Annotated in this window: 23 protein-coding genes and 3 pseudogenes; 12 read left to right on the plus strand and 14 right to left on the minus strand. The window is 68.5% G+C overall.

Annotation, left to right across the window (positions count from 1 at the left end):
* Positions 1–42: 42 nt before the first annotated feature.
* The 3 genes and pseudogenes from Sspor_RS40195 to Sspor_RS40205 all read right to left on the minus strand — a co-directional run bounded on the left by Sspor_RS40195 (position 43) and on the right by Sspor_RS40205 (position 2,513).
* Entirely contained in the window at positions 43–435 is a 393-nt protein-coding gene (locus Sspor_RS40195; protein WP_237403612.1) for a PIN domain-containing protein, read from the minus strand.
* Between the two features lie 196 nt (positions 436–631).
* A pseudogene (locus tag Sspor_RS40200) lies at positions 632–1,317 on the minus strand (IclR family transcriptional regulator); the annotation flags it as partial.
* 173 nt (positions 1,318–1,490) lie between these two features.
* On the minus strand, positions 1,491–2,513 hold the full coding sequence (locus Sspor_RS40205; RefSeq protein WP_237403613.1) for a sigma-70 family RNA polymerase sigma factor: 1,023 nt from the start codon (positions 2,511–2,513) through the stop codon (positions 1,491–1,493).
* A gap of 1,151 nt (positions 2,514–3,664) precedes the next feature.
* On the opposite strand from Sspor_RS40205, the gene Sspor_RS02400 reads away from it, so the two are divergent.
* The 4 genes and pseudogenes from Sspor_RS02400 to Sspor_RS02415 form a co-directional block, all read left to right on the plus strand.
* Positions 3,665–4,204 carry an RHS repeat-associated core domain-containing protein gene (locus tag Sspor_RS02400; RefSeq protein WP_202197491.1) on the plus strand — a complete coding sequence of 180 codons (540 nt, stop codon included), beginning with the start codon at positions 3,665–3,667 and terminating at the stop codon, positions 4,202–4,204.
* 311 nt (positions 4,205–4,515) lie between these two features.
* Entirely contained in the window at positions 4,516–4,854 is a 339-nt protein-coding gene (locus tag Sspor_RS02405; RefSeq protein ID WP_202197492.1) for a hypothetical protein, read from the plus strand.
* 46 nt (positions 4,855–4,900) lie between these two features.
* Complete coding sequence (locus tag Sspor_RS02410; protein ID WP_202197493.1) at positions 4,901–5,185, plus strand: hypothetical protein; 285 nt, start codon at positions 4,901–4,903, stop codon at positions 5,183–5,185.
* A 597-nt stretch (positions 5,186–5,782) separates the two neighbouring features.
* A pseudogene (locus tag Sspor_RS02415) lies at positions 5,783–6,154 on the plus strand (phosphotransferase); the annotation flags it as partial.
* A gap of 165 nt (positions 6,155–6,319) precedes the next feature.
* Here the strand turns inward: Sspor_RS02415 and Sspor_RS02420 are convergent.
* Together Sspor_RS02420 and Sspor_RS02425 are read right to left on the minus strand one after the other, a co-directional pair.
* Positions 6,320–7,684 carry an NAD(P)/FAD-dependent oxidoreductase gene (locus Sspor_RS02420; protein ID WP_202197495.1) on the minus strand — a complete coding sequence of 455 codons (1,365 nt, stop codon included), beginning with the start codon at positions 7,682–7,684 and terminating at the stop codon, positions 6,320–6,322.
* 260 nt (positions 7,685–7,944) lie between these two features.
* Complete coding sequence (locus tag Sspor_RS02425) at positions 7,945–8,760, minus strand: hypothetical protein (RefSeq protein WP_202197496.1); 816 nt, start codon at positions 8,758–8,760, stop codon at positions 7,945–7,947.
* A gap of 535 nt (positions 8,761–9,295) precedes the next feature.
* On the opposite strand from Sspor_RS02425, the gene Sspor_RS02430 reads away from it, so the two are divergent.
* From Sspor_RS02430 to Sspor_RS02445, 4 genes are all read left to right on the plus strand, one after another.
* Complete coding sequence (locus tag Sspor_RS02430) at positions 9,296–11,890, plus strand: ATP/GTP-binding protein (protein WP_202197497.1); 2,595 nt, start codon at positions 9,296–9,298, stop codon at positions 11,888–11,890.
* 278 nt (positions 11,891–12,168) lie between these two features.
* Positions 12,169–13,059: a hypothetical protein gene (locus Sspor_RS02435; protein ID WP_202197498.1), complete on the plus strand. Its 891-nt coding sequence runs from the start codon at positions 12,169–12,171 to the stop codon at positions 13,057–13,059.
* Positions 13,016–13,264 carry a hypothetical protein gene (locus tag Sspor_RS02440; RefSeq protein WP_202197499.1) on the plus strand — a complete coding sequence of 83 codons (249 nt, stop codon included), beginning with the start codon at positions 13,016–13,018 and terminating at the stop codon, positions 13,262–13,264. Before Sspor_RS02435 ends, Sspor_RS02440 begins: the two co-directional genes overlap by 44 nt.
* A gap of 7 nt (positions 13,265–13,271) precedes the next feature.
* On the plus strand, positions 13,272–14,075 hold the full coding sequence (locus Sspor_RS02445) for a phosphotransferase (protein WP_202197500.1): 804 nt from the start codon (positions 13,272–13,274) through the stop codon (positions 14,073–14,075).
* Between the two features lie 36 nt (positions 14,076–14,111).
* Here Sspor_RS02445 and Sspor_RS02450 read toward each other — a convergent pair whose 3' ends face one another.
* Positions 14,112–14,309 (minus strand): hypothetical protein, encoded by a 198-nt coding sequence (locus Sspor_RS02450; protein WP_202197501.1) that lies wholly within the window; start codon positions 14,307–14,309, stop codon positions 14,112–14,114.
* A gap of 475 nt (positions 14,310–14,784) precedes the next feature.
* Positions 14,785–15,072, minus strand: a pseudogene (locus Sspor_RS02455) (restriction endonuclease); the annotation flags it as partial.
* A gap of 122 nt (positions 15,073–15,194) precedes the next feature.
* On the opposite strand from Sspor_RS02455, the gene Sspor_RS02460 reads away from it, so the two are divergent.
* Positions 15,195–16,025: a barstar family protein gene (locus Sspor_RS02460; RefSeq protein WP_237403614.1), complete on the plus strand. Its 831-nt coding sequence runs from the start codon at positions 15,195–15,197 to the stop codon at positions 16,023–16,025.
* Here the strand turns inward: Sspor_RS02460 and Sspor_RS02465 are convergent.
* Positions 16,015–16,233 carry a recombinase gene (locus tag Sspor_RS02465; protein WP_202197503.1) on the minus strand — a complete coding sequence of 73 codons (219 nt, stop codon included), beginning with the start codon at positions 16,231–16,233 and terminating at the stop codon, positions 16,015–16,017. The two genes, Sspor_RS02460 and Sspor_RS02465, sit on opposite strands and share 11 nt — an antisense overlap.
* Before the next feature lie 115 nt (positions 16,234–16,348).
* Here Sspor_RS02465 and Sspor_RS02470 point away from each other — a divergent pair, with 115 nt between their 5' ends.
* Genes Sspor_RS02470 through Sspor_RS02480 form a run of 3 tightly spaced genes read left to right on the plus strand, consistent with a single transcriptional unit; the run spans position 16,349 to position 20,078 of the window.
* The gene (locus tag Sspor_RS02470; protein WP_202197536.1) at positions 16,349–17,590 is read left to right on the plus strand and encodes a tyrosine-type recombinase/integrase; all 1,242 of its coding nucleotides are present in this window, start codon (positions 16,349–16,351) and stop codon (positions 17,588–17,590) included.
* Positions 17,587–18,690: a hypothetical protein gene (locus Sspor_RS02475; protein WP_202197504.1), complete on the plus strand. Its 1,104-nt coding sequence runs from the start codon at positions 17,587–17,589 to the stop codon at positions 18,688–18,690. Before Sspor_RS02470 ends, Sspor_RS02475 begins: the two co-directional genes overlap by 4 nt.
* Entirely contained in the window at positions 18,690–20,078 is a 1,389-nt protein-coding gene (locus Sspor_RS02480) for a tyrosine-type recombinase/integrase (RefSeq protein WP_237403615.1), read from the plus strand. Before Sspor_RS02475 ends, Sspor_RS02480 begins: the two co-directional genes overlap by 1 nt.
* A 23-nt stretch (positions 20,079–20,101) precedes the next feature.
* Here Sspor_RS02480 and Sspor_RS02485 read toward each other — a convergent pair whose 3' ends face one another.
* The 6 genes from Sspor_RS02485 to Sspor_RS41270 form a co-directional block, all read right to left on the minus strand.
* Positions 20,102–20,377, minus strand: a complete 276-nt coding sequence (locus Sspor_RS02485) for a hypothetical protein (protein ID WP_202197505.1) — start codon at positions 20,375–20,377, stop codon at positions 20,102–20,104.
* 59 nt (positions 20,378–20,436) lie between these two features.
* Positions 20,437–21,060, minus strand: coding sequence for a DUF6000 family protein (locus Sspor_RS02490; protein WP_202197506.1), 624 nt, complete (start codon positions 21,058–21,060; stop codon positions 20,437–20,439).
* Between the two features lie 40 nt (positions 21,061–21,100).
* Positions 21,101–22,084: a tyrosine-type recombinase/integrase gene (locus Sspor_RS02495; protein ID WP_202197507.1), complete on the minus strand. Its 984-nt coding sequence runs from the start codon at positions 22,082–22,084 to the stop codon at positions 21,101–21,103.
* Positions 22,085–22,177: 93 nt separating this feature from the next.
* A complete protein-coding gene (locus tag Sspor_RS02500) occupies positions 22,178–22,885 on the minus strand; it encodes a hypothetical protein (protein WP_202197508.1) in 708 nt (235 codons plus the stop codon).
* A gap of 311 nt (positions 22,886–23,196) precedes the next feature.
* A complete protein-coding gene (locus Sspor_RS41265; protein WP_308295774.1) occupies positions 23,197–23,784 on the minus strand; it encodes a tyrosine-type recombinase/integrase in 588 nt (195 codons plus the stop codon).
* Positions 23,757–24,316: site-specific integrase (locus Sspor_RS41270; RefSeq protein ID WP_308445514.1), on the minus strand; the 560-nt coding region annotated here is incomplete at its 5' end. The genes Sspor_RS41270 and Sspor_RS41265, both read right to left, overlap by 28 nt.

The raw sequence follows: 24,316 nt of genomic DNA on the forward strand, positions 1-24,316 counted from the left end.
GTTCAGCCCAACGAGCCGACGTCTCAACAGCAACGGTCCAGGTCAGGGGCTACTCCGTTGTTTTCTCGGCGAGTACTGCTGGGACCCCAGATACCGGAGGGCCTTCGCGGCCCGCTCGCCGGCACCAGACTTGTGCCGGTCCAGCTCATCTATGACGACCAGCGGCACCACCAGGCGGACTTCCTTGGTGCGCACTCCCTCAGCCCTCAGCACCTCGGTCCACTTCACCTCGTCCGGCGGCCGCCAGTGCACCAGCATGTTCGTGTCGTAGACGATCGGAGTGCCAGGACGCGCGGCGTACGAGCGCAGCCAGCCCAGCTCTTCCTCGGCGCGTTCGAACGCCTCGATCTGCTGCTGGAGCTCGCGGACGAGCGCGCCGTAGAAGCCCGGCGACCCGCCGGACGAGGGCCGTGCCGCGATCGACCGGCTGCGCAACCATGTCCGGGGCGGTGACTACACCTACTACTACGACATCGCCCACTACATGGCCGACCTGACGCTCACCGAGGCCTCGACCGCCCGATGGATCGACGGCGAAGAGCAGGCACGCACCGGATGGCGCGCCCTGGTCCGGGCGCGCCAGGAGCACCTGCACACCAGTACCTGACCCCTGACGTACTGCGGCCCCGACGGCTTCGTTGCGCAGGACGTGTGCTGCTTGCCTGAGTCGGTCGGGGTCGGCGGTAGGTAGGGACAGGGCCACGCACTGGGGATCGGTGCCGGTGCCGATGGGGACGGCGGCGCAGACGGTGCCGAGGGTGTACTCCTGCAGGTCGAGCAGGGGCTGGCTGGGGCGGCGGTCGTCGAGTCCGTCGAAGAGGACCTCGGGGCTTGTGATGGTGTGGGGGGTGAACGGTTCCATGCGGTACCGGGTGAGGTGGTCGCGGCGTTCGTCCGGTCCGAGCTGGGCCAGGAGGGCCTTGCCGACGGCGGAGGCATGGGCGGCTTCGCCGCATCGACCCACTCGTGGACCACCGGGGTGCGGGGGCCGTCGGCGTATTGGGTGATGGATACGTCGCCCTCGGTATAGCTGGCGACGTAGACGGCTGCTCCGACCGCGTCGCGTAGGTAGCCGAGGGTGTCGCGGAGCTCGCCCATGCGGTCGCGGTCGGCGGCCGCGAGCTGCAGGGCGGAGCCGGCGGTGTATACGTCGGGGGTGATGGGGGTGGCGAGGTGGGCGCGGACGACTTGTTGGAGGGCTTGGTTGAGGTGGAGCTGTCCCAGGCCGGTCTCGCGCGCGATTTGGGTGAGGCGTACGCCGCCGGTGTGGCGGTGGACGACCTCGAGTACGCGCAGGGCCCGGTGGGCGGCGGCCAGGCTGGAGCAGGTCGGCCGGCGGTGGGCCCGGCGGGCGACCCGGGCTCCTTGCTTGGCGTCGGCGGTGAGGCCGGCCGGGGCGAGGCCGGCGCATCGTGCCAGGGCCGAGGCGAGCTGGCTGGTGGTCCGGTAGACCTCGCCGTGGGCGAGGTCCTCGCGGGGAACGAGGGCGGTCATCGCCCGGTGCAGCGGCAGGGGGAACTGGCGCAGGGCTTTGAGGTCGGTGGGCGGGTGGGGGGCCAGGTCGGTGGTGGAGATGGGGGGGCGAGGCCCAGATGACGGAGGCACCCAGGGAGGATTCCAGGTCCTCGGGAACGGTAGGCAGGGCGGGCAGGCCGGCCTCGTCGTCGTTGGTGGTGCTGGTGGTCTGCTTCTGCCAGTGGTGAGCGATGGTGACCTCGGACCGGGACAGGTGCAGGAGGTAGAGGGCGCGGGCAGCGGTGGCCGAGCCGGCGCCCGCGGCGTACTGAAACCAGAACTGGGCGCCCTCCATCCGGCCGGACAGGTGCAGCAGGCTCGCGAACAGAAGGGCGGACGGCCGGCTGTAGGGCCAGGCGTCCGCGTCCAAAGCGATCCGGGTGAACTCCGAGCTGTCGACCAGAGCCCGGGCGAGCCGGTCGAGAGCACGGGCGCCCGCACGTGGCACGCCGCGTCCAGCACCAGCTGACGGTCGGCCCGGCTGGCCGGCACCCCCCAGCCGGTGGCTGCGGCGCTGTGCGGGACCGAGAGCAGGGCACCGCCCGTGGGGCGCGGAACCGCCACGCCCTTGCGGTGCCCGACCACGCGCTGGGCAATGCGGCGGCGTGCGGCGGTCTCGTCGTAGAAGGCGTAGTCGCCGGTGAAGACTTCGGCGGCCAGGAGAGCCTCGTTGTCCACTTCACTCGGCGATCCGGCAGGGTCGCCGGTTGTGTCGTTCTCAGGCCCTTCTCCTCTCCGGGAGTCCAGTCCAAGTCGATCTTTTCGGCAAGCATGCGGCGTGCGGTGTAGATGTGGGAGCGCACCGTGGTTGTGGAGATACCCATCAGCTGCGCGACCTTTCTCCGCTCCAGGTCCAGGACGAAGGTCAGGAGTACGACGTCGTAGTGCCGCTCGGGCAGCTCGGCGATCGCCTTGTATAGGCCGAGCGTGGAAACCGGTTGAGCCTTCAGACGCCGCCGGGAGGTACGCCGCAGTGCGGCGTACTGGGCGGTCTTCACCAGCGCGACGGGAATGACCTCGGCCGCCTTGTAGCGTGCGACGTGCTCGCGCAGGTGGGACCAGGCGAACCCGGAGAGGCTGGCTTCCTACAGCGCTTCGGGCCAAACCTGCAGCAGGAACGTGAACACGTCCTCGACGACTGTCGCGGCGACCCTGGCGTCGCCGAGCTCCCCACTGCGCGTAGCGCACGAAGGCCGGGCCGTGTTGTGAGTGGAATGCAACGAACTCCACCGGAGACGCCGGCGAGCTCGACGTCGACCGCCTGCTCTCCGAACGGATCGTCCTCAGCGTCGGTCATGAGATCCCCCACGGCTGCTCGCCGGCGCTGTTCAGGCCGGCAGTCGGCATGTCACGCGTCCGGTCCAGGTGACCGGACCCCGGGCTGCGGCCTGCGGTGAGTTCGGCAGCGCCTACCCGCACTCCGGCGCCCAGCAGGCGACGGAGCCCTCGCGCCACGTCAGGGGCGAACACCCGCACGGCAGTTGCCCCTATCAGTGCCAGAGCGAGCGGTTCGGTGATGTCCACGGAGCAGGAAGTCCTTCCAGGCGTACTTCAGCCGGTAGATCCAGGCGTGCCTCCCCAGTCGGCAGCCGGGGAGCCGCCACGGGGCAGCTCCTATCCCCAGCCAATCGAAACCGCCCCACGAACGTTCAGGCCGTCCCGGCAGAACTTCTGGAGCAAGCGCATCCGCTTCCTTGTGCGCCCCCACACGCCCGCGCACGCCCCTGCTCGACCACGACCTCGACCTCGCCCGTCGGACGATCGTTTCCGCAGTGAGTCCCCCACCCAGCTGGGTGAAGGAGCCGACATCGGGCTGGGCAACCGCACTTCAGACCCGCTACAACCCCGGTCGTGATCAAACTCCTTACCGCAGGCGTGCCCAACGCCCACGCCGAACCGTCCCGCGCAGATGCCCACTCAGCGGCGGCCGCACCGAGCGCCACCCGGCTTCGCGCCCCGGTCCCGCTCTTCGAGGCGATCGACCGGATCCCGGCCGCCGACGAGCAGCGGGCCGGGTACAAGCGGGACCTGTACAAGCACCGGAATCGCGGGCTCAGCAGCTCGGACGGCTGTGACACCCGCAAGGAAGTCATCCTGAACGAAGCCGTGACCGCACCGCTGGTGGCGGCCGGCTGCAAGCTGACCCGGAGTGGCAAGCTTCTACTACCTGCACGACCGGCAGAACTCGATTACCTCGGTCCGGGACCTGTCGGGGGTCGAGAACTACAAGTACGCCTACGGAACCTGGGGCACCTTCACCGGAACAGCCGGCGGCGGCACACAGCAGACCAGCGTCTTCGGCTTCACAGGAAGTTTCAAAGACCAAGTATCCCGGGGAAAGATCGATCTTCCAGCCCGCGGGTACGACCCGAAGGCCGGCCGCTTCACCAGCCCGGACCCCCGTCCGGACACAGCCTCACCGACGAACTCTTCCACCTATGCCTACGCCAACAACGACCCCGTCAACCAGTCTGACCCATCCGGTGCCTGCCCCCTTTGCGTCAGCGCCGGAATCGGGGCTGCCTTCGGCGCTGTGGTGGAAGGTGGCATCTACACCTGGCACCATCGCAACGGAGGTTTCACCGCCAGCGGATTCGGCAAGGCGGCCGGAATGGGCGCTCTGGTCGGCGGCATCGCCGGCCTCCTCATGCCGGCACAGGCAGCTTCGCAGCCCGATCCCTCGGCCTGACTGGCGGACGGGCACTCGCTACATCAACAGCAGTCAACGCTGCCGTGGGTGCGGGCTTCTCCTACGCAGTCAACGAAGCGAATTGCCGCCCGACGGACCCCTGGGATCTACTTCTAGGCGCAGCCGGCGGAGGCAGCAGCAGCCTCATCGGACCCGCATTCAGCTGGATCCGTAGCCTCGCAGCCCCCCGGGCCCAAGCCTTCGCCCTCGGATCGCCCAATGCCTTCCGGTTCTTGCGAAAGGGGGAAGGGCCTGGAGCCAGTCTTGTACGGCCAGGAGCCGACGAGTCTGTCGAGCCGTGGGAGCACGTCATGGGCCACGCAAACTCTCCATGGATATCGGTCACGACCAGCCCCAAGACGATGTTCGACACCTACGGCAGCGGCAGCGTGACAGGATGGAAGGGAAGTGGCGAATACGGTTACGTTTCCCTCGACCTCAGCAAGACGAATTCCAGGATTTTCGACGCGGCCAAGAATCTGACTGTCCCGGAACACATGCGAGCAGTTTTCGGGGATGAATTGTCAGATAATGCCACCAGGCATAATGAACTGCTCGTGTACTTGCGCCTGGAGGCCGAAGCGATAGTTCACTACTGGCCGCCCGGCACAACCCTGGAACAAGTCATGAAGGATATCGGTAGGAGCTAGAGTGGTAAGAGAAGAAGGGAACGCCTCGCCCTCGGCTTCATGGAGGGTGTACATCGGTGGCGAGCCGGTAGGCGATCTCCACCCGCACGGCTTCGATCAGCCTTGGATCATCTGCAAGTTCGTTCCGCTGCCTGGCTGGAATTCGGAACTCGAAAGCCTCTTCGAGGCACAGAACGAGACGGCCAAGAATCGATTCCCTGCCGACCAGATGGGGCCGGTAAAAGAAATCCGCGATAGAGGCGTGGAGTTGCATCCACTACTTGCGGAAGATGAAGCAATAATCAGCCCTCTGATTCTCTATATCGAGAATGGCGAGGCGCGCTTCAGGTGATGATGCATTCCCTTCAGGCCGGATGAGTGCTTCCCGCCTTGGGTCCCTGCTGCCTCATTTGCGGCGGGGACCCAAGGCTTCTGAACGACGGGGAATCCTCGCTCACGACCATCAGTGTGCGGATTTCGACGAGAAGCTGGTGAAGCTGTTGCTCCACCACCCCCTGCGTCCGCCCCGTACTCGAGCCCCTGATCTCAGGTGCCCGCTTCACCTTCGCGGCCCTGGCCGAGAGCTCGGGTCTCACCGTGGAACAGTCGCGGCCCTTGCCACCGAGCTGGTATCCAAGGACGCGGCCGCCCTCTCCCACCCAGGTAGGACCGCCATGTTCGACACCCGCCCCCGCCACTGCTGACCGGATGCTGGCCGCCCAACAGCACGCCGCCGACCAGCCCAGACTGGAGGGCTCTGCGTGGTCTGCGCCGAGGCCGGCACCGAAGGCGGCACCCTGTGGGACGGCCGCTACGCCTCCCGCACCCTCCCCGCCTCGGTGCCACGCCCCGAACTGCTCCACGTCCGCGACTAAACCACCGAGGCGTACGCCTACCGAGCCGAGCTGTATGCCCTTGCCCCGGACCCGATGGTCTCCCCGCGCCCCGTCGTCGACGAGGACCCGGGCCTGCCCGAGACGTGGTGGAAGGACATGACGGCGCCCTGGACGCCCTCGCCGATGTGCCACCGCCGGCGGACCGCGAGGCCGTCCGGGAGGAGTACCTGCGCCGCGTCATCCCCGAGTTCACCGGCCACCAGGTCGAGGACGTCACCTGGACCACCGCCCACGGCGACCTCCACTACGGCAACATCACCCGCGGCCCGCACATCCTGGACTGGGAGGGGTGGGGCCGCGCCCCGTACGGCTACGACGCGGCCACCCTGTACCTGTACGCGCCGCTGACCCCCGAGACGGCCGCCCGCATCCGGACCGAACTCGCCGCCGTCCTGGACCGGCCCGAGGCCCGAACCGGCTGCTGACCGTCTGCGCCCAGATCCTCCAAGCCCAGGACCGCATCGACTTCTACGCCGAGCTCGCCGACCCCGTGCGCGAGCACCTGGCCCACCTGTAACCGCGGCCGGTCGAAGGCGCGGCCGCAGACTCGGGCATGGAGGAGAGGGGCAGCGCCGTTCTCGGAGTTGCTGTCAGCCTCCGTGGGCCGCTGTGCGGGCCCGTACCTCCTCCGGGGTGAGGTATTGGTCGGTGTGCTCGAAGTCGCGCAGTGTCGGCGGCTTGTTCGTCTGGAATCCGGTGCGGACGAAGTCGTCGCCGGCCACCGCGTTCAGCAGCCAGTTCGTCATCACGCGGGTTTTCGCGGCGCCGGTGCGCAGTGCCGCCCAGTGGTAGCCGCGGGCCACGGCCTGGGCGGGCATCCCTCGCAGGTCGATGCCGAGCGGCCGGGAGACGCCGTCGCGGCCGCCGAGGTCCACGACAAGTCCGAGGTCCTTGTGGATGTACTGACGCAGCGGCGTGCCCCGCAGCGTGGCGACGACGTTGTCGGCGGCGACCCTGCCCTGGCGCGCGGCGTGCTGCGCGGTGGGCGGGCACACCGCATCGTCCCCGCCGCCAGCGAGGTCGGGCACGGCGGCCGCGTCACCGAGTGCGAACGCGCCGTCCGCCCCCGGGACCCGCAGGTCGGGCGTGACGACGAGCCGGCCGCTTTTGGCGGTCTCGGCGCCCAGGGTGGCGATGAGTGGGCTCGCGGCGACGCCGGCGGTCCAGATGAGGGTGCGGCAGGGCAGTACGCGCCCGTCGGTGAGGGTGACGTCCTCGGGGCCCGCCTTGGCGACGGAGGCGCCGAGGGAGACCTCGATGCCGCGGCGGCGCAGCACGTCGAGGGCTGCCCGGCCCAGCCGGTCGCCGAGTTCGGGCATCAGTTTCGGGGCCACGTCCACGAGGTGCCAGGTGATCTCCCGGCGGTCCAGGCGGGGGTAGCGGGCGACGGCGTTCGTGGTGAGGCGTTGGAGGGAGGCGGCCGTCTCGGTACCTGCGTAGCCGCCGCCCACCACCACGAAGCCGAGCCGTGAGGCCCGCTCCGCCGAGCCGGGTGCGGCGGCATCGGCCAGGTCGAGCTGGGCGATCACGTGGTCGCGCAGGTGGGCCGCCTCCGCGAGCGACTTCATGCCGCGGCCGTGTTCCGCCAGGCCGGGGATGTCGAAGGTGCGGGTCACGCTCCCGGGTGCGAGCACCAGGTGGTCGTACGGCTGGTCCACCAGCTCCCCGGTGATCTTCCGGATGACGCAGACCTTGGCCTGGGTGTCGACGCCCACGGCCCCGCCGGGCACGATCCGGGTCCGGTGGCGGCGGCTGCGGCGCAGCGAGACCGCCACGGACTGGGGGGTGAGGACGCCGGAGGCCACCTGCGGCAGCAGGGGCAGGTAGAGCTGGTAGGAGGACGGGGTGACCAGCAGGATCTCCGCCTCCCCGGGTGACAGCGTCCGCTCCAGTCGGCGTACGCAGGAGACGCCGGCGAATCCCGCGCCGACGACCACGATCCTCGGTCGTGCCATGGTGTCCGTCCCTTCTCGGGTGTACGGGTCCCCGGCACGCCTTCCCCGGCAGGACGCTCCATGAACGCGGAGAACGGGGCCGGACGGCTACGGAGGACCTGGACTGCCGCCGAACGGCCCCGGATGCCACCGGACGGCCCCGCCCCGAGGCGCGGGAGTGCCCATCAGGGCCGGCGACTGGGCGTGGCAGGAGATGAAGCTGCTGGTGACTTGCTCCAGCAGCACGCGGACCGGCTCCAGGACGGCATAGGTTTCCGGGCTCATGGACAGCTGCGGTCCGGTGTACGACGACTGGGACGCCCCCCCCCCCCCCCGCCCTTGCTGCTGCGCTTTTCGCCGTCCGGCTTCGAGGAGGGCTGGCTGATTTCACCCGCGCGCAGCGCGACACCACCCACGCCTTCGAAACGTGCCTCCGCGGTAGCGCGGCTTTCCACAACCCAGGCACCCTTGACTACCGGGACCTCGCCTACGGCGGGTGAGATGAGTGCGCCTTCGTCATCAGGTGAGTCAGTCCTAGGTTGTTCCTCATTCGCGAGGGATCCCTCACCAACCCACACACCCGATCCCTCACCAACCAACAGACATGCCGTCCCGTCAGGCACACCTTCCACAGGCTGCTCCGCGCCCTCCTGAACCTCCTTCAGCACCGAGTCCGCGACCGGCTCGCCGCCGCTCACGATGGCCTCGTGGGCGATGTAGCGGTGACGGCCCAGCGCGCCCGCCCGCCGCTGCACCGTCACCCATCGCGCCGCCTCCACACCGTCGACGACCTCACCGGCCGCCGCCGTGATGGGCTGGCCGGCCTTCCTGCCCGAGCGATGGAGCAGGTATCCCGCCAGCTCCCCCTCGGTCAGCGCGATGCCCATCTTCCCCGCGAACACGATGACCGCGTACGCGCGCAGCTGCCGGGGCGTGAGGTCCTCCGAAGCCGCCACCGGCACCCACACGAACTTCTCCGTCCGCGTCATCTGCCGCACCGTCCGCAGCGCGGACTGACCTTTGCCGCCGGGCAGGGTACGACGGACCGACCGCAGCTCCACGAACCCGTCCGGCCCCGGACGGGTCAGCTCCTTCATCCCGCTCCACCGACGCCACCGACAGCCCCAGGTACGAGGCGATCCTCACCGACCGCGCCTCCCCCCTCCCCCCCCCCGGCCGAGCCGCCAGCGCCGCCACCTTCACGTACACCGACAGCGCGACGTCCGAGTAGAACGGCGACGACACCAGCCGCATCGGGACCCGCACACGCTGCCGACGCACCGGAGCGCCGTCGGCCACCGAAGAAGACATCGACGGACGCGGGGCAGGGATCATCACAGCGGCCGGCGCCGACACGGCGCTCATCGGGCCCTCCGGTCAGCTCCAACAACCCGTCGGAGTACGACGCGGTGGAGGCGTTCACCGACCGCCAGCACCAGTGGGCGGTGGTCGCGGCCGCGCTCGGCGAGCACCTGCAGCACGTGGCCCGGCCCGGTTTCGACGTCGAAGACCTCGAGTCGCCCCGTACGAACCTGGTGATGTTCCACGGGGTGGGCGGGGCCGGGAGGTCCACCTTGCTCCGCAAGATCGAGGCCGCCCTGACCGCGACCGAGGACCGCCCCGCGCAGTGGGGTGAACCGGCCTGGACGCAGCGGCTCCTGCCGATCCGGATCGACCTGTCCCGTTCCGCAGGCCGGCTCGGACTACGAGCGCGTCCTGCTGACGATCCGCCTCGCGCTCGCCGGCGGACTCGGCCGAACCCTGCCGTCCTTCGACGTGGCACTGCGAAACTACTGGGAGACCGTCCACCCCGGCGAGCCCCTCGACGAATACATCCGGCGCACCGGGATCGCGGGCAAGGTCACCAACCTGCTGCCCAGCCAGCTCCAGGCCGGCGTCGGCGAGCTCGCGGCCGCCCTCCAACTGCCCGGCCTGGTCGGCTCGGCCGCAGGCCAGCTCACCTCCGCCCTGGTCACCGCCTTGCGCGAACGCCAGGAACGCGCCCAGGCCCTCGCCGGCGCCGCACGGACCGCAGCCCTGCTGGAAGCCACCCCGGACCTGGAAGCCCTGTCGTACTACCCGCACCTGCTGGCCTGGGACCTGAGCCGGCTGCCCGCGAAGAAGACGGTGACGAGGACACCGCGGACCGCCACCGCGACCTGGAACGCCTCCTGCAGCGGCTGGTCTGGCTCATGCCGAACGTCTTCTTCGTCCTCGCCGGCCGCAGCCGCCTGCAGTGGGCCGACCCGGCCCTCTACGGCCAGCTCGACTGGACCGGCCCCACCGCCTGGCCCGGCCTCTCCACCACCCGAAGCGTCCCCGCGCCCCGGACCGACGCACCGACCGCACCTGATCGGGGACCTGTCCCCCGAGGACTGCGAAACCCATCTCGCCCAACGGCTCACCATCGCGGGGCGGCCCCTCATCGACGCCGACATCAGGGCAGCGATCACCCACCGCTCCCACGGCCTGCCCCTCCACCTCGACCTCGCCGTCTCCCACTTCCTGGAGATCCGCCGCACCGGCCGCACACCCGTCGCGGCGGACTTCGACTGCTCCTTCCCCGCCCTGCTCGCCCGCACCCTCTCAGACCTCACGGCAGAGGAACGCCACCTCCTGCGCAGCGTCTCCCTCCTCGACGCCTGGGACCTGGAGCTCGCCACCCGGGCCGCCGGCCTCACCCAGCAGGCCCCCGCCCGACGCCTCACCGAACGCCCCCTGATCGCCGAGAACCCGTACGCGCTGTGGCCGTACCACCTGCACCGGGCGATCCGCACCGCTGTGCGCGAGGACACCCACAGCGAGGACCGCTGGACGGACGCCGACTGGCAGCAGGCCGCCACCCGCGCCCTGGCCTCCCTCGGCGAGCAGTGGACGGCGGCCACCACGCTCGGCCCCAGCCGCCTGCTCCTGGTCGCCTGCCTGCGCCAGGGCCTGCGGCTGGCCCGCGACCACAACCTCGCCGACCTCGGCTGGCTCACAGACGCCGTCTACGCCTACACCGACGATTCCGTCTGGGAGCCGCTCACCCTCCCCGCCGACACCGCCGACGCCCCGGACACACCCGCAGACGCCCTGGCAGAGCTCCTCACCGCGATCACCCGCCGCCAGCACGAACACCGCCAGCGCACCGTGGAGCGGCTGACCGAGGTGCTCGACTCCGGCCTGCTGCCCACCGAGGTCATCGAGCTGGCCCTGTACTACCGGGCCAAGGCATACACGGACCTCGACCAGGGCGCCGCCGCCCGAGCCGGGATGCGGCAGGTCGCTGACGCCGACGGGCGCCTCGCGCCGAGGGCCCGCCGCGGCCTGGCCAACCTGGCACGGCTCGCCGGCGACTTCCCCACCGCCTTGGCCGCCGTCCCCACCCTGGGCTGGAAGGGCCGCCACCACCGCGTCCTCGACGACATCCTGTGGTCCCAAGCCGACACCGCGGCCGCCGTCGCCGCCTTCGAAGCCGGCCGTGCCGAAGCCGAGCAGCACGGCGCCGTCGGCGAGCGCGCCATGATGCAGGTCCGCCTCGCCCTCGCGGTCTCCTTCGCCGACCCCGACCGAGTCGACGAGGAGCTTGCACTCGCCCACCAGCTCCTCGATGGCCTCGACCAGCGCTCCAACACCCTCCTCGCCCAGGTCGTCGCCCTGATCAAGGACGCCGGAACCAGCGGCGTCACCGACCGCGCCCAAAGCCTGAACGCCGTGATCGAGGCCGCGGGGCTCCCCTTCCTCCTCCGGTTCGTGGGGCTCGCCCTCGCCTTCCGCCACGCCGTCCGCGGCGAGGACCAGCACCTGGCCGCCACCATCGACCGACTGCGCGCGCCCACGGTCGACTATTGCGCTGGATCAGCTGATGCGCCGCCGGGTTCCTCCTCGCCGAACCACTTCGCCCAGGCCGCGTCAGCGCGTGGGGTTCGTGGGGCGGCCCACCGAAGCGCGCCGAGCTGCTTGTGTGCCAGTGCGCCGTGTCTGATCTGGTCGTTCTCGCCGCAGGCAGCCAGCAACTGCTCCAGATCCTCGTCGGTGAGCAGGGCTGCGATCTGGACAATGAACCTCAGTACGGACGCGGCGGCTTCGTATGACCAGCCACCCTTGTCCTTCGCAACCAAGCTGATCAGTGGAGCGACCAACCGGCGATCCGGCGCATCACCCAGACAAGCGGCAAGGCCGATTTTGACGTGGCGCAGGGCACCGGGCCGGGTGACGTCCTCCAGCCGGTCCAGGAGCATGTGATCGACTGGAGGGTGCGGCAGAGGGCCGTGGAAGAGCATGTGTGTCTCCGCCAGGTCCAACGGCGTCACCGTCTGGAGCAGCTCCTCCACGCGTGCCTGGGTGCCTTTGTGGAGCAGGTCCCAGGTACCCGGGACGTAGCACAGGCCCGTGACCAGGGTGAGGAGGCCGGCATCGGTCAGCCCGTTCTGCTGACTGTCCAGGACACTGCGCAGCTGCTCCTCGAACTCGCTGGGCGCGATCTTCTGGAGCTCGCGGGCGGCTCGTGTGCACCTCCACCGGTGGCGGAGATCAAGATCGGGCTTGAGGGTTTCCTTGCAGATCACCTTGATCAAGTTGGCGCGCAGCGCTTTGGTGCTGTGGTCCATGTACCCGGCCCGCAGGTGGTCGTTGAGCCTTTGGTCGTCGCGGGGGAAGGAGTCGGAGGCGACTTCCCGTCCGAACCTTTCGATCGCCTTGCGACCGGTAACGGCAGGGTGGGAGAGCAGCGCGTCCACTGCGGCTGTCAGGTGCGCCCGCACCAGTTCGGGCGACGGGTCGAAGAGGTCTTCACCTCCGGCGACGAAGGCGGGGTGGGCACAGAGGTTGCGGTCCTTGTAGAGGCGGGTGAGCTCATCGGCCTCACGTCGGCCGATCAGCTCAAGGTCCTCGTGCGCCGTCTTGATCAGGCTCGTCTCGAACTTCTGCAGGGCGGGGACGTCGTTGGATGCTATTGCGTTGTTCAGCGAATCACGCAGGCTGACGGCGACGCCCTCTCCTTCGTCCGCAAGCAAGCGGATCTTGCCGATGATGTCTGCGGCCACGGCGATCCAGGTCGACATCAACGCGGAGCGGTAAGCGGACGCGCCGTACGCGGCAATCGCCTCGTCCACGTAGCGGCGGGAGGTCAGAGACCTCACCTGGTTCCTTATGTCTTCCAAGGCGCGCACGCAGCGACTCCCCCCATAGATGAGGATCAGAAGGGTAGCGGGGGGCGGGGCGAGTCAGGCCGCTCCCTTGTCTCCAACTGTTCCGGTCATGCTGTGGGCCTCAGCGGGGCGGCCTGCGGCAGCGTGATCGCGGCCCCGGCGCAGGGCCGCGGTTTCCGTGGCGGCGAACTCGCGGCGCCGGTGCTGAACCCTGGTGTCGATGGGGGCTGGCTGGCCGGCAGTGTGCTCCTCCGGATCGGGTAAGGCCCGCTGGCTGAGCTCGCGCAGCACGCGGGCCTGCCGTTGGGAGCTCCACACCTCCGTCCGCCCCGCCTTGGAGGCCCTGGTCTCCGGCGCCCGCCTCACCTTCGGGGACCTGGCCGAGCGCTCCGGCCTCACCATGGAACAGGTCGCGGCGCTCGCCACCGAGCTGGTATCCAAGGACGCGGCAGCCGTCTCCCACAGGTAGGACCGCCATGTTCGAGGCCCCCGCCCCCGCCACCGTCGACCGGATGCTGGCCGCCCAGCAGCACGCCGCCGACCAGTTCGGCCTGCGCGCCACCGGCCGCCGGGTGTGGGGGTACCAGGGCCGCACCCTGTCGGCCGCCGGCCCGCACTGGCTCCGCGTGGTCTGCGCCGAGGCCGGCACCGAAGGCGGCATCCTGTGGAACGGCCCGTCCACCTCCCGCACCCTCCCCGCCTCGGTGCCACGCCCCGAACTGCTCCACGTCCGGGACTGGACCGACCAGGCGTACGCCTACCGGGCCGAGCCATACGCCTTCACCCCGAACCCGATCGTCTCCCCGCGCCCCGTCCTCACTGAGGACCCCAGCCTGCCCGAGACGTGGTGGAAGGAGATGACGGCCGCCCTGGACGCCCTCGCCGACGTGCCCCCGCCGGCGGACCGCGAGGCCGTACGCGAGGAGTACCTGCGCCGCGTCATCCCCGAATTCACCGGCCACCAGGTCGACGACGTCACCTGGACCACCGCCCACGGAGACCTCCACTGGGCGAACATCACCCGCACCCCGCACATCCTGGACTGGGAGGGATGGGGCCGCGCCCCGTACGGCTACGACGCAGCCACCCTCTACGTGTACACACTGCTCACCCCCGAGACGGCAGCGCACATCCGGACCCGGCTGGCCTGCGTCCTGGACCGGCCCGAGGCCCGCACCGGCATGCTGACCGTGTGCGCCCAGGTCCTCCAGGCCCAGGACCGCATCGACTTCTACGCCGAGCTCGCCAGCGCCGTGCGACAGCACCTGACCATCCTGTAGCCGGACCGCGATGGGGCAGGCGCGGCCCACCCTGGTTTACAGGTAGCGGTCGAGCGGCTCGGCGACGAAGGAGCCGTCGGCGAGCTGGACATCGGTGAGTAGGAACCGCTCCGGACGGGTCCCGAACTGCTGGATGACGACCGCGCCGACCGGCTGGGCAGTGATGAAGTGAGCCGGGCGGCCATCAGCACCGAGAGTGCTGATGGCGGTGTAGGTGCGGGGGGTGCTAGGCATGGTTGTGCTTCCCTGGACGGATGAGGCGTCGGACGGCCTCACCTCTTCGCTCGCTCCCAGGGTTGGAACGACAGGGCTCAGTTGAGAATCAGGTCCCGCGGATCTGCTGCGAGAGCCCAGACGCGTACGAGCCCAAGTAGCTGTGGCGAGGGTGATGAAGGTTCCCACCCCGCTCAAGATCCCCGCCAGGGTGTTGGGGAAGAGGTCATGCATAGTGCAGGCCGACGCGGACCCGTCGCGTCGTCCTCCTCCGGGCATGACAAAACTTGTAGTCGGAGTGCCAGGCAATCGTCCACGGGTCGGACGTTTGGCGGGGGACGTGGCCTGTTCGCGCCGCATTTCCAAGCGGTCACTACATGTAGGTTCTTCCACTGTCCTCAAGCCCAGCCGAGTCATTGTGTCAGCCGGATGCCTGCGGGTGGGCGAGATCGAGAGTTTCGTCCGAGGCCGGGCGTTTCATAGGTGGTGGCGACCCCTAGGGAGCCTCTCGGCGGCTGGCAGGAGGGAGGGCGTGCAGGAGTTCCCACAGGGGATGGGACCCGCCGGCCCATTCGGCGAGGAGATGGCGGTCGACGAGGTGAAGCCGCTGAGACTTCGCGAACTGCGCGGCGTTGGCGGTGATACGGCCGTTGGTCAACATGACCACGACATCACCGTGGTGGACCTGCCTGCCAGTGCCGTTCAGGACCTGAAGGTCAGGGCTCCCGACGGGCTTGCCCGACCAGCCGTCCTTCCTGTGCTTGCACTGGATGACCCTTCTCTGCACTTCACTCTCACGGGCTATGGGGATCCGTGACTCGTCCAAGAGCCTCCGAAGTGTCATGGGGTGGACAGGTCGGCGACCGCCTACCAGGTCACCGGGGCGCCGGTAAGATCAGCGCTCTCATGGGGAGTGCGATGCGAACATCAGGTCGGAGCGGTGAGGGGCAGGAGTACGCCCTGACCTCGGATGAGGACGACGCTGACTTCTGGGGCTTTGCTCACGAGGCCGAGGGGTTGTTCACGCCGCTGCCGGACGAAGAGGGAACACGCCGAGTGCACCTCACGGGCTGCCTCCCGCAGGGCGGCCTACTGGAGAGCGTTGGCCACGTCGGCAGTCGTCGCGCCTTGGCGGGGAATGCCTGGTTCGAGCTCCTCGACGGTGACGGTGCCACCATGGGGTCCTACTTCGTCAATGAGGTCACCGTCGTCGACGTCAAGCCCTCCGCCTGCGGGGCCGGCCTCGTCGACCTCACGATGACGCTGTGGTGCGAGAACGCCGTGGCCGGAGCGGAACGAGTATGGGACCTGATCCGCACGGGTCATCTGGACCGCACCGGTATGTGGCACGAGTTCGCCCCCGAGGACAGACGAGCATGGCTGTCGGTGACGCTGTGTTCCCAGGAGTACCAACGCCAGGGGAAGGCCGACGCTCCTGCAGGCCAGGTGTTCACCTTGGACGGTCGGCACATCGTTGACCGAGACAGCTTCTACTGCGCGATCGGTGAAGCCATCAACGGCCCCGGCGGATACTTCGGCTGGAACCTCGATGCTCTGAGCGACTGCCTGAGAGGGGGCTGGGGTGCCACTACGCCGTTCACCGTGCACTGGGATTCCTCAGCCCAGGCCAAGGCACGGCTGCAAGACCGTGTGCCCTCCGGAGAACGCGAAGTCGCGTTGTTCGACCTACTCCTGGAGATCTTCGAAGAACAGGGCGTGAGCGTCATCATTCGGTGACAGTTTGATCAGTCCTGGGGCGACGGACGTGGGGCAGGCCGAGGTGGACGGCGGTTCGTTGCTTGATCCTTTCGGCCTCAATGCGCTTGGCCCGGAGGAAGGTCAGGGTCTTGTCGATGCCGTCGATCTCTCCCAGCCATCCTTCGAGTTCGGCCCGCTTGCGCCGCAGGATTAGGTCCTTCTCCAGCTCTTCGAGCCGGGACAACATCTTGGGGTTGACCTGGAGGACCGGGCAACGGATGCCCCGTTGACTGAACGAAGCACGTTGATTGTGCAGTTCAGGGCACAGGTGAGGTTGTCGCCCAGTACGGTCTGCGGTCGTGATGAACGATCGTGTGCCCGAACGGGATCTGTCGAGATTGGCCGTTCCTCGGTGGGGCCGGCTGGTGGAAATCGGCGACCGGTACGAGCCCTACCGGCTCGTCGACGCCGACGGCGCGACCGTGGCACCGGTCCCAGTGTTCTTCCAGGAGCTGCTCGCAGCCGGGAAAGCGGCCGCGACCGTCCGCTCCTACGGCATGGACCTACTGCGGTGGTGGCGGTTCCTGCACGCAGTCGAGGTGCCGTGGAATCGAGCGACACGCATGGACGCTCGGGATTTCAGCTGCTGGATCCAGCTGACGGTCAAGCCGCGAGCGACGGCGGCCAAGCGGCAGCCGGCCCGCACCGTCGGCGCCCCGAGCCCGGTGACCGGGAAAACGAGCCCTGGGCTCGGCTATGCCCCGTCGACCGTCGCCCACAGCGAGACGGTGCTGCGCCGGTTCTACGACCTGCACCGTGACGCCGGATCCGGGCCGTTGCTCAACCCGTTTCCGCTGGACCTGGCTCGTCGTTCCGGCCGCGCGCACGCGCACCACAACCCGATGGAAACCTGGGCGCCGGAGCGGACCGGCCGTTATCGGCCCACGATTCCGCGCCGGATTCCGCGCTCGATCCCGGACGAGTGGTTCAACACGCTGTTCGCGGCGCTGCCGTCGAACCGGGACCGGGCCATGATCGCGTTTTGGATCTCCAGCGGGGTCCGGGCATCGGAGTTGATCGGCGTCCGTCAGTGCGACGTCGATCCGGGACAGCAGCTGATCAGCGTTGTCCGGAAGGGCTCCCGGGCACGGCAGCAGGTGCCGGCCTCAGCGGATGCGTTCGTGTGGCTGCGGCTCTACCAGCAGGAGCTGCACGGGCTGGTGCCGCGGGGCCTGACGCGGCCAGTGTGGTGGACGCTGCGGCGTCCGTTTCAGCCGTTGACCTACCACGGCGCCCACCGGATGTTCGAGCGGCTCAACGCCAGCTTCGGCGCGGACTGGACCCTTCACGACCTTCGTCACAGCGCCGCCGTCCGCATGGTGCGCAACCCGGCGCTGACGCTGACCGACGTGCAGTGGGTCCTCGGGCACGCGCATCTGACCACGACCGAGATCTACCTCAACCCGCGCCAGGACGAGGTCGTCGCCCAGGTGCTGGCCCACCACGCGCGGCGGGCGGACCAGCGCACCGAGCCGGTGCCCCCGCCTCCGGCCCCGGGTTACGACCCCGAGACCCTGGACGTCCTGTTCGGGCGGTCATCATGACTATCACCAAGAAGCACTCGACTCGCCCACCGCTGCAAGCCGCGAACGCGACCGCTGAGCAGGCACGAGCGCGGAACAGCGTGCTTCGGGAACGATTCCCGCCGCGAGCCGCCGAAGTCCGCTGGCCGGCGACCAGCCGATCAGTCGAGGAGGTTGTGCGGCGGCTGACCGCGCCACCGTTCCTGCAAGCGGCCAAGGCGACCAGAGCAGGCCGTCGGCGCGGGGTTGCGAAGATGTTGGACTGGCTCTCAAGCCTCCCTAGAGATACCTGGCAAGAGAGGTGGGCACGCAGCGGCGTCGAGGATCTTCCCGGCGCGGACTGGACAGAGCTCCCTCTGCGTTTCCTGAGCCAGCAGGCAGGGTCGCCGTCGTCGTACGTCCGCGCTGACCTGTCCACCGGGTTGCTGCTGCTGATCGCCGGTGATGTGATCCGTCCCAGCCTGCCCTGGATGCTCACCCGCACCCACCGATACCTGGCCACCATCATGGCCGAGGTCCGTGACCCGGACGGGTTCGAGCACTTGGTGCAGATGGCCGCCGCGCAATCGCACTCCAGTAAAGACGCCCAGATCGCAGCGACCCGGATCGCCGTCCTCCTGGCCTGCAAAGGCGGGCTCATCCAGGACATCACGGTTGGGGACTGCGTGGAGCTGTTCGACACCCAACGCCGGGTCCATGTCCGCGGCGGACAGCACAAGGTCGACTTCTACCTGCGGCTTCGGACCATGGGCGTCTTCCCTGACGATGCCCCGGCAACGATCCGGGCGTTCGGCCAGGCTCTCGGCCAGCTGAGCATCGAGGAGCTTGTGGACCGCTACCCGATCCGGTGCCGCCCGATCCGGGATCTGCTCGTGGACTACCTTCGCGAACGGCAGCCGTCATTGGACTTCGCCAGCTTGGACGCGATCTCACGATCGTTGGCGGGGCTGTTCTGGACGCGGATCGAAGCGCTGTCACCGGGCATCGACACTCTTTTGCTGCCGCCGGTGCTGGCGCGGACCTGGAAGGAAGACCTGAGCACCAAGCGGCGTACCATCACCGGCCCCGACGGGGCGACGGTCGAGATCGCCAGCCCCGGCTCAACGCCAAGGACGAGCTGATGCGGGTCCGAGCCTTCTATCTAGACCTCGCCCACTGGGCAACGGAGGAACCGGCCCGCTGGGGACCGTGGGTCGTACGCTGCCCGATCAGCGATGACGAGATCCGCAAGGCCAAGGAGCGCAAGCACCGCAAGGCACGGATGGATCAGCGCACCCGCGAGCGCCTTCCCGTGCTCCCCGTGCTGGTCAGCACCGCCAACCGCCGCAGGCTCGCGGCCTTCGAGTTGCTCCGGACTGCGCAGGCCACCGAGCCAGGGACGGTGATCCCCGGCACCGAGGGATCGCTTCGCCGAGCCGTCACGTCCAAGGCCGCGGGACACCTCACCTGGGCCGAGGAGACTGCCACCGGCCGACGCCGGAACCTCTCCTTCGAGGAGGAGGAAGCGTTCTGGGCGTTCGCCGCCGTCGAGGTCCTCCGCCTGACGGGCATCCGCAACGAAGAGCTCTTGGAGTTGACCCACCACAGCGTCACCCAGTACCGGCTCCCGACCACCGGCGAGATCGTTCCGTTGCTCCAGATCGCCCCGTCCAAGACCGACACCGAGCGCCTCCTGCTGGTCAGCCCGGAATTGGCGGACGTCCTGTCAGCCATCGTCCGCCGACTACGCGGTCCAGCTGGAGCGATCCCGCTGGCGCCGTTCTACGACGTCCGTGAGAAGGTCTGGAACCCGCCGATGCCGCTGCTGTTCCAGCGGCAGATCGGAACCGAGCAACGGGCCTTCACTCCCACGTTCCTGCGCACGCTGCTGATTGGCGCGATCGCGGCCACCGGGCTCATCGACTCCGCTGGCGCACCGCTCACGATCTCCCCGCACGACTTCAGGAGGATCTTCGTCACTGACGCCATCATGAACGGCCTCCCACCACACATCGCCCAAGTGATCTGCGGGCACAAGAACATCGATACAAGGATGGGCTACAAGGCCGTCTACCCGGCCGAGACGATCGAGGCGCACAGGGCGTTCATCGCCCGCCGCCGGTCCACCCGGCCCAGCGAGGAATACCGAACTCCCACCGAGGAGGAGTGGGATGCCTTCCTCGCGCACTTCGAGAAGCGCAAGGTGTCCATCGGCACCTGCGGCCGTGCATTTTCCACCCCGTGTGTTCATGAGCACGCTTGTGTCAGATGTGCACTCCTCAGGCCGGACCCGGACCAACGCTCCCGCATCGAGGAGATCCGCGACAATCTCATCGCCCGCACCGCCGAAGCCGAACGCGAAGGCTGGCTCGGCGAGGTCGAAGGACTCAAGGTCAGCCTTGCCGGCGCCGAGGAAAAGCTCGCCCAGGTCGACGCACTCGTCAAGAGACAGTCGATCGCTGTCGAACTCGGTATGCCGGGCGTCCGCCAGCCGGCAGGCACCACAGAGGCCACAAGAGCAACGCCGTGATCGAAGCAAGTGGCGACCGGAGATCAAAACGGAACAGACAACCCGGCTTCGCGCAGCCGGGCCAGGGCGGCGGACATGCACTGCTGCACGGTGCTCCCATCAGTGCGCATGTCGTGCTCCAGGGGACCTCCGCTGGCGGCGAACGTCCACGCTGGCGCGTTATCAGCCACCCCCTCCGCGTCCACCCTGATCATGGCATTCACGCCCTGCTCGCCCAGCCATTCCAGGATGAGCAGCGTCACGTCCTCGATGCCACCATCCTGGTCGATCTTTGGCCAGCGGCCCTGGTTTCGTGTCATTGCCCAGAGTCTACCGAGGGGTCCGAAGCAGTCGGCGTCCAGCGGTCAGGCCGGGAAGATCAGCGCCTGGTTTCCATTCTGGCGAAGAGTTCAGCGCACTCGCTGGCGAAGGAACAGAGCCGGTCCACGACCTGCCGGTACTCCTGCGGATCCCGCACCATGTTCGACGTGGCATCGGTCCACTGCTGCCACAGGCCACCGGCGGCAAGGTATCGGGATGCTCGCTCGGTCCCGAGGACGGCATCGAGGTGAAGCAGTGTGCTGAGAGCAAAGGTCTGGTCCCAGACGAGGTCGGGTTGAGGCAAGTAGCGATCAAGGTAACTGCAGACCAGATCGGCGTCCGCGCTGGTGCCGAAAGTGGCAAGAGTGATGCAGTATGACCCGCCGTAGGGGCCTCCGCTGGCCAGCAGGAGTTCGCCGATGCGGCTGCGGAACTCGGTCCTGCCAGCCACGGCAACCAGCCAGGAGGCAGTCCTGCGCTCTCGCCACCCGCCCTCGAAAAGGATGCCGAGTTCAGCGGGAGTGATCTCCCCAGCAGCCTGGACCAGCTCCCTCACGAACAACTCGCGCTCAGGCCCGCTCAACCGCAACAAGCTTCCACCCAGCCGCAGGTACCGCCGGCCGGGCGTGACGAATCGTCGGACCAGGTCCATCAGCTCGGGGTCGGTGTTGGCATAGCGCATGGCTGCATCTTTGCCCGGCGAGGTCCCAGCTGCCAGCAATTTACACAGAGCCTCGAGTAGCGATCGCTAGTTCAGAGAAGCAGGCGTGCTCGTGTTGGCATGGGGTGCCGTAAGGGCGAGCGCAGTTACCCAGCTCGACCTTGCGTTTCTCGAAGTGCTCCTCGAACTCAGCCCACTCCTGCTTGGTGACCTCGCCGTATTCGATGGCCGGCCGCAGGGACCGGCGGTTGTTCAGGAAGTGCTGGTAGTGAGCGACGACGTCCTCGTTGAAGACCGCGACGTATCCCTGAGTGGTCTGGAGATTGAGATGGCCGAGCAACGCAGCACCGATGTGGATGGGCAGTCCGCCGTTGACGATCTCGGTGGCGAAGAGCCGTCGGAAGTCGTGCGGGGTGAAGGTCAGTCCGGCGAAGGCTTTGTTCGTCTCGCCGATCTCTTGGCAGGTCCGGCGGAGCATGTTGAGCATGGTGCCGGTCGCCAGGACGCTGCGGATGGTGCCGACCTGTCGCTGGAAGAGGAAGGGCATGCGGTCTGACCAGCTCTTCTCGTGCCCGTCATAGCGGCTGACCAGCGGGATCGTCCGGCCGTCGCGGGTGTGGCGGCGGATGATCTGGGCCACGACGTGGAAGAGGTCGGCTGACATGGGGATGACTCGTTCGCGGTCGTTCTTCGACGGGGCGATCACTAGCAAGGCGATGATCTCGCCATTGGGTCGCTCGTATTGGCGAATGCTGAGGTGGGTGAGTTCTGACAGCTCTTCGATTCGGATGCCGCTGTGCCGCAGGACCTCAACCGCGGCCCACTCCCAGAACGCCGAGTCCTCAGCGAGGGTGATGTTGATCAGCTCACTGGTTTCTGCGTCATGGACGCGGACGGGGGGTTCGGCCTCGACCTTGACCAGCCCCTGGTCCTTCTTCGAGTTGCTGCGGCGGTAACGACGGGCCGTCGTACTCGAAGGGCTCGCCCAGACTGACCTGCCGCCCGGCTTCGAGCAGCCCCAGGAGTCGTTCGTGGCGTTCTTCAACGTATTTCACCAGGTCAGGCAGCAACGGCTGCCGTTGCCGGGTGCGGTCGGCCATGCGCCGGTTAATCTCGCGACGACGCTTGGAGAACCCCTTCAGATCCTGGGGAGGGTGAGGTCGGCCTGTCCGGGGCAGATCTTCTCGATCTTCGACCAGAAGGTCCCTGCTAGCAGACGGGCCAGGCCGTCCCGGGTGATGTAGTCGGTATCAGCCTGCCGGCGGACGAGGTAGTCGGTAATCACCTGCCGGACGGCCTGGCTGCGGAGCGGGTAGCGGTCGACCATCTGCTCGGGGGTGAGCTGCCCGGTGTAGATGAACTTCCGCAGCGTGGAGGGGGTGCCGGGCGGAAAGTGTCCGATCGAATGCAGGATCTCCCAGGCGCCCAGAGCCGCGAAGCGCGACTGATCACCCCTGGCCCCGTGTGTGACACCCAGACGTCGGCACTCCAGCGAGTAGTGCAGCAGGGCCTCTGGAGTGAGGTGCTCCAAGGCGATGCCCTGGGTGGTGAGCGCGCAAGCGACGTCGAACTTGATACGGATGCGGTAACTCAACCCCAGGTCAGGGCGGGCGTCGACGGCTGCATAAAACACGTCCAGGGCAGGATCGTGGCTGGCCGGCCCGAACCACTCGGGATAGTCGCTGAAGGCGTTCGCGCGGAATCCACCGACCGAGGGCTGGATCACCCGCGCGCAGAACGCCAACTTTGCCGCCGGGGTCACGTCATGTCGGTCCTGGGCCCGGTCGGAGATGACGAAGGTCTTGACCGGCAGGGCCTTGTCACCGTCAACGGGCTGGCCTCCCACTTCGCCTGCCAGTCAGCTCCGGGCAGGGTTTCCAGATGAGTGAACAGCAGCCGCAGGCCGCGGCGGCGCTTCTCGTAGGTGGAGTGGGTGCGACCCGGCACGATCTGCTCGACCAGCGAGCACAGATGCTGGATCGAGGCCTGGGTCAGATCGCCGAAGGGTGGCTGGCGGGCTGTCCGGCCGAGGGCGCCGGTGCGGCCTTAACCGCGGCATCCGGGAAGCGGGTGGCGACCGGCTCGTCGAAGTCCATGCCCCGAAACAGAGTCCGGCGATTGCGGGCGGTGTAGGTCGAGGCAAGGGTGCCCTGGACGTTAGCCACCGAACACCGCCCGGACGTCAGCGGGGTCGTAGCCCGGAGCGAAGGACCGCTCGACGCGCGGCCGGTTGTAGTGCTCTTGGAGCTTGTCGAAGAGATCCTCGACGCGGGTCGTTAGGTAGATGCCTGTCGTGGCCAAGGCGGTGTGTCGCATGATCGCGCGTACTTCCGAGAGAGTCAGGTGGGGGTCGTTGGCCATCCGCTGAGCAGCGGTGTGCCGGAGGTCGTGGAGGGTCCAGTTGGTACCGAGCTGGGCGTTCGCCCTCTGGAGGGTGCGACGCATCGCCCAGTAGGTCAGGGGCCTCTCGGCGCCGTGACGAGTCCGCCACACCGGCTCATCGGCGGCGGGAACGCCAGCCTCGTCGAGGTAGGCGGCCAGCAGCAGGAAGCCCTGTGGGCTGGCGGGGACCGGCTCGCGAAGATTGGTGCCCTTGGTGATGACGTGCAGTTGCTGGCCGGACCAGTCGATGTCGCCCATGGTGATTCCGAGCAGTTCGCTGGCGCGGGCTCCGCTGGAGACGTAGAGCTGGAGCAGGGCTCGGTCACGGTCGTGGTTCATGGCCGCGAACAGCTCGTCCCACATCGTGTCGGGGATCGCCCGCGGCTGCTTCTGTGAGGTCCGCTGCCGCAGTCGGCCCCGGCGGTGCAACGGCGTCGGTTCGTCCGGGCTTCGATGGGCCAGGGCCCGTCGGCGCTGCACCGATTCCGGAACCGGGTTGGCCACCGGGCCGCGGCCGTAGTGCCGGTGGAAGGCGTAGAAGCCTTGATCGTGCTCGGGGCGTATCCAGCCTTCAGGTACTGCTTGCCGGTGCGGGTGTTCACCGACCCGGGCGGTGGGGCGGACGGATTGCTGCGGTGACGCTGCGGGTTCTTCGCCGTCCGGAGCCAGCCGACCATGGCGGCGGCGTCCGCCTCGGTGGCCTCCTCCCAGTCGACGTCCAGCAGCCACAGCAGCCGGAACCAACGCAGCAGATCGTAGGCGTAGCTGCGGCAGGTGGCCGGGCTGTTGTCACCGAGGGCGAGATCCTTGAGGTACGACTCGGCTGGGGCGACCAGGACGCCGGCAGCATCGACCACGGCGTACGGCGAACTTGCGAAGCAGGTGGACCACCAAA

Source organism: Streptomyces spororaveus, from assembly GCF_016755875.1.
Taxonomy (GTDB): Bacteria; Actinomycetota; Actinomycetes; order Streptomycetales; family Streptomycetaceae; genus Streptomyces; species Streptomyces spororaveus.